The organism is Streptomyces himastatinicus ATCC 53653 (genome assembly GCF_000158915.1).
GTDB lineage: Bacteria > Actinomycetota > Actinomycetes > Streptomycetales > Streptomycetaceae > Streptomyces > Streptomyces himastatinicus.
Genome location: NZ_GG657754.1, coordinates 1114664 through 1119923, shown reverse-complemented (window position 1 = coordinate 1119923; position 5260 = coordinate 1114664). Strand labels below are relative to the sequence as shown.

Sequence of the window (5260 nt, the reverse complement as noted above, 5' to 3'; positions counted from 1 at the left end):
CTGTGCATCGGCGTCGCCGTCGCCTCGGGCGCGCCCGCCGAACTCGGCATCATCACCGGCGTGATCGGCGGCCTCGTCGTCGGCATGACCCCGGGCAGCACCCTCCAGGTGAGCGGGCCCGCCGCGGGTCTCGCCGCGCTCGTCGCCGAGACGGTGGAGGCGCAGGGCATCGCCATGCTCGGCGTGATCGTGCTGGGCGCCGGAATCCTCCAGATCGCGCTGGGGCTGATCCGCCTCGGCCGGATGTTCCAGGCCACCTCCGTCGCCGTCGTACAGGGCATGCTCGCCGGTATCGGCCTGCCGCTGATGGTCAGCCAGTCGTATCCGCTGGCCGACAACAAGGCCCCCGGCACGCCCATCGAGAACATGCTCGCCTTCCCCGGGCTCGTCGCCGACACCCTGGCGAACCCGCAGGCGGCCATCGCCGCCGGGCTCGGCATCGCCACGGTCGTCCTCAGCTTCGTCTGGAAGAAGGTTCCGGGGCCCCTCAACAAGATCCCCGCCGCGCTGGTCGCCGTCGGTCTCGGTATCGGCATCGCCGCGCTCCCCGGCGTCGAGGTGAAGACGCTCCAGGTCGGCAATCTGCTGGCCGCCATCCGGGTCCCGGGCCCCGAGCAGTTCGCCGGGCTCGCCGACCCCGCGATCCTCACCGCCATCGTCACCTTCACCGTCATCGCCTCGGCGGAGAGCCTCTTCACGGCCGCCGCCGTCGACCGGATGCACGACGGCAAGCGCACCCAGTACAACAGCGAGCTGATCGCCCAGGGTGCCGGCAACACGATCTGCGGCATGCTCGGCTCGCTCCCCATGACCGCCGTCGTCGCCCGCAGCTCGGCCAACGTCCAGTCCGGCGCCAAGACCCGGCTCTCCCGCACGCTGCACGGCCTGTGGCTGCTGGCTTTCGCCCTGCTGCTGCCCAGTGTCCTGGCCCTGATCCCGATCTCGGTGCTGGCGGGTGTCCTCGTGCACAGCGGCTGGAAGCTGCTCGCCCCCGAGCAGTTCCCGAAGATGTGGCACCAGGACCGCGGCGAGTTCTTCGTGATGACCCTCACCACGCTCGCCATCGTCGCCACCGCACTGCTCGAAGGGGTGCTGATCGGGCTCGCGGCCGGAATCGTGCTGGCCGCGCTGCGGATGTCGCAGACCTCGGTCGAGCACATCATCGAGGGCGACAGCGCCAAGGTCGTCATGAAGGGCAACGCCACGTTCCTGCGGCTGCCGAAGCTCATCGACGCGCTCGAAGCCGTCGGCGCCTCCGAGAAGGAGCGGATCCGGCTCGATCTGATGGGCGTCACCCACCTGGATCACGCCTGCCGCAACCAGGTCGAGGAGTTCGTCGCGCAGAAGCGGGCCACCCCCGGCGTACGGGTGGAACTGCTGATGCCGAACGAGCTGACCGCGCCGAAGGCGGCCAAGGAGCCCGCGCGGCAGCCGGAGGCGGCGGCGACCGGCGCGCGGTCCGGCGACCCGTTCGCCGGTCCCCTGTCCTCCGGTACGTCCTCCGGTACGGAAGCGATGGCCGACCCGTCCGCCGGTCCCGGCCCCACGGCCGAGTGGTACTACCTCGACCCCCGCCCGGTGGACGGCCACCACGACGGCTACGGCGACAGCTACGCCAACGGCCACAGCTACGGCACGGGCTACCCCGAGGGCGTCGACCTCTTCGACGACCACCGGTGGGGCGAGACACGCAGGTAACACAGGTACACACGGGTACAAAAGCGAGGTCCGTGCGGACCCGGGCACCGATCGCGGTTAACGTGGTCGGTGCCCGTAGCGCTGATCCGGTACGGGCGCGTTGCTGATCACCGGGGCGGAGGAAGGACAAGCGTGCGGGTCGGAGTCGATCGTTGAGAATTCTGCACACCTCCGACTGGCACCTCGGACGGTCCTTCCACCGCGTCAGCCTGCTCGCGGCGCAGCGGGAGTTCCTCGACCACCTCGTCGCGACCGTCCGGGAGCGTGAGGTGGACGCCGTCCTCGTCGCGGGGGACGTCTACGACCGGGCCGTACCGCCGCTGGCCGCCGTCGAGCTGTTCGACGACGCACTGCACCGGCTCGCCGACCTCGGCGTACCGACCGTCATGATCTCCGGCAACCATGACTCGCCCCGGCGCCTCGGCGTCGGCGCCGGGCTCATCGAGCGGGCCGGGATCCATCTGCGCACCGACCCCGCCGGATGCGGTACCCCCGTCGTCCTCGCCGACCGCCACGGCGACGTGGCCTTCTACGGGCTGCCGTACCTCGAACCCGGCCTGGTGCGCGAGACGTTGGACGCGCCCGCCGCCGGACATCCGGCGGTCCTCGGCGCCGCCATGGACCGGGTGCGCGCCGACCTCGCCGCCCGGCCGCCCGGCACCCGGTCCGTCGTCCTCGCGCACGCCTTCGTCACCGGCGGCGCGGTCAGCGACAGCGAACGGGACATCACCGTCGGCGGAGTCGCCTCCGTCCCCGCCGATGTCTTCGACGGCGTCGACTATGTGGCGCTCGGGCATCTCCACGGCTGTCAGACCCTCACCGAGCGGATCCGCTACTCGGGCTCGCCGCTCGCGTACTCCTTCTCCGAGGCCGCGCACCGCAAGTCCATGTGGCTCGTGGAGCTGGGCGCCGACGGCGGCCTCTCCGCCGCCGAGCGCGTCGACTGCCCCGTACCGCGCCCGCTGGCCCGGCTCCGGGGGCCGCTGGAGGATCTGCTCGCCGACCCGGACCTGGCCCGGCACGAGACGGCGTGGGTCGAGGCCACGCTGACCGACCCGGTGCGGCCGTACGAACCGATGGCCCGGCTCGCGGAGCGCTTCCCGCACGTCCTCAGCCTGGTCTTCGACCCGGAGCGGCCCCCCGACGACCCGCTCGCCTCCTACGCGCAGCGGCTGCGCGGCCGCACCGACCGGGAGATCGCCGAGGACTTCGTGGCCCACGTACGGGGCGGGCGGGGCCCGGACGCGGGGGAGTCCGTGCTGCTCGGCGACGCCCTCGAAGCCGTCAGGACGGAAGGGGAGGACCCGCGATGAGGCTCCACCGGCTGACCGTCACCGCCTTCGGCCCCTTCGGCGCCACCCAGCACGTCGACTTCGACGAGCTGTCGGCCGCCGGGCTCTTCCTGCTGCACGGGCCAACCGGCGCGGGCAAGACGTCCGTCCTCGACGCCGTCTGCTACGGCCTGTACGGGCAGGTGCCCGGCGCCCGGCAGGGCAGCGGACTCTCCCTGCGCAGCGACCACGCCGACCCGCTGACCCCGACCGAGGTCGTCCTCGAACTCACCGTCGGCGAACGGCGCTTGGAGATCACCCGGCGGCCCGAACAGCCCCGGCCCAAGAAGCGCGGCACCGGGGTGACGAAGGAGAAGGCACAGAGCCTGCTGCGCGTCTATGACTCCGACTCCCGCACCTGGAAGGCGCTCAGCCGCTCGCACCAGGAGATCGGCGCCGAGATCGAGCAGCTGCTGGGCATGAGCCGGGATCAGTTCTGCCAGGTGGTGCTGTTGCCGCAGGGCGACTTCGCCCGCTTCCTGCGCGCGGACGAGCCGGCGCGCGCCAAGCTGCTGGGCAAGCTCTTCGATACCAGCCGCTTCGCCGCCGTCGAGGAGCGCCTCGCCGAGCTGCGGCGGGCCGCCGAGAAGCGCGTCATCGGCGGCGACGAACGGCTCCTCGCGCTCGCCCACCGCATGGCCCAGGCCGCGGGCCGCTCCGCCGAACTGGACGCGCACCCGCTCCCGGAGGCCGCCGCCGGGGAACCCGGCCTGGCCGACGGCGTCCTGGAGTGGGCCGCCCTCGCCCGCGCGGGCGCGCGCGAACGCCGGGACATCGCGGCGTCGGCGCTGCGCGGCGCCGAAGCCGTGCACGAGGCCGCCCGGCGGGCGGCGGACGCGGAGAGCGAGCGCGCCGCGCTCCAGCGCCGCCACGCCGAGGCGCGCCGCCGCGCGGACGACCTGGAGCTGCGCCGGGCCGAACGCGACCGGCTGCACACCCTGTTGGACCGCGCCCGCAGCGCCGACGCCGTGGCCCCCGCGCTGGACCTCCGTACCACCGTCGCCCACGCCCACACCGGACGCCACCGCGAACGCACGGCCCGCACCCACCTGACCACCGACCCGACCCTGGAAGCCTGGCCCACGTCCCGGCTCCGCGCCGGGCCGCCGACCCGGAGCGCGAGGCGGCGGGTTCGGTGCCGCCCGCACGCGGCGCCGGGTCGTTGGCCGAGGCCGGGGCCGAGTGGTTGGCGTCGGCGGAGCGGCGGGTGCGGGGGGAGTTGGGGGCGCTGGCGGCGGCTCGGCGGGGCGAGGACCGGGCCCGGGCCGTGCTGACGGAGATCGCGGAGCTGGACCGCGAGGCGCGGGCCGACGACGAGGCCATCGAGGAGGCCGCCCAGTGGCTCGCCGGATGGGAGTCGGCGCGGCTCGCGCACCAGGCGCGCATCGAGGCCGCGCAGGAGGCCGCCACCCGGGCCGAGCAGCTCGGCGCGCGGATCGAGCCCGCCGAGCGGCGGCTCGACGCCGCCCGCGAGCGCGACCGCCTCGCCGCGCTGGTGGAGCGGGCGCGGGAGGAGCTGTTGCGGTGCCGGGAGCGGTCGGGCGCCGCCCGGGAGGAGTGGCTGGACCTCAAGGACCGGCGGCTGCGCGGGATCGCCGCCGAGCTGGCGGCCGGGCTGCGCCCGGGCGAGCCGTGCGCGGTGTGCGGCGGGTGTGAGCACCCGAGCCCGGCGCGCCCGGGGGAGGGGCATGTGGACCGTACGGCGGAGGACGACGCGCTGGAGAAATACCAGCGGGCCGAGACGGGCCGCGAGGAGGCCGAGGCCCGTTCGCAGCGGCTGAAGGAGGCGCTGGCGGGCGCGGAGGCCGGGGCGGACGGCGGCACGGTGGAGGCGCTGGACCGCGCACTGGCCGAGGTGCGCACCGCGTACGCCGAGGCCCGCGACGCGGCCGCGGACGGGCACGACGCCCGCGCGGCCCTCGACCGGGCCGAGGGCGAGCACGCCCGGCGGCTGGCCCAGCGGCAGGAGGCCGAGCGGCGCTCGGCGGGCCGTACGTCGCACCGCGAGGCGCTGGTCCGGGAGCGGGCCGCGCTGCTGGCCGAGCTGGACCAGGCCCGCGGCGGGGACGCCACGGTGGCCGAGCGCGCGGCGCGGCTGGAGCGGCAGGCGGAGCTGCTGGCGCGGACGGCCGAGGCGGTGCGGGACGCCGAGGCCGCCGCCCGGCGGCTGAAGGAGGCCGACGCGCTGCGCTCGCCGACGCCGCGTACCGCGCGGGCTTCGACACGCCGGA

Annotated in this window: 3 protein-coding genes and 1 pseudogene; all 4 read left to right on the top strand. The window is 75.0% G+C overall.

Translation table 11 applies throughout. The features are described 5' to 3' along the window. Window positions 1-1698 (top strand): SulP family inorganic anion transporter (locus SSOG_RS04200; RefSeq protein WP_106516350.1); only part of this gene is annotated, 1698 nt, incomplete at its 5' end. Between the two features lie 152 nt (window positions 1699-1850). Continuing rightward, window positions 1851-3011 carry an exonuclease SbcCD subunit D gene (locus tag SSOG_RS04195; protein WP_009712961.1) on the top strand — a complete coding sequence of 387 codons (1161 nt, stop codon included), beginning with the start codon at window positions 1851-1853 and terminating at the stop codon, window positions 3009-3011. Further along, on the top strand, window positions 3008-4303 hold the full coding sequence (locus tag SSOG_RS46600; RefSeq protein WP_009712960.1) for an AAA family ATPase: 1296 nt from the start codon (window positions 3008-3010) through the stop codon (window positions 4301-4303). Before SSOG_RS04195 ends, SSOG_RS46600 begins: the two co-directional genes overlap by 4 nt. Next, window positions 4297-5260 (top strand): annotated as a pseudogene (locus SSOG_RS53240) (AAA family ATPase); the annotation flags it as partial. The gene SSOG_RS46600 and the pseudogene SSOG_RS53240, both read left to right, overlap by 7 nt.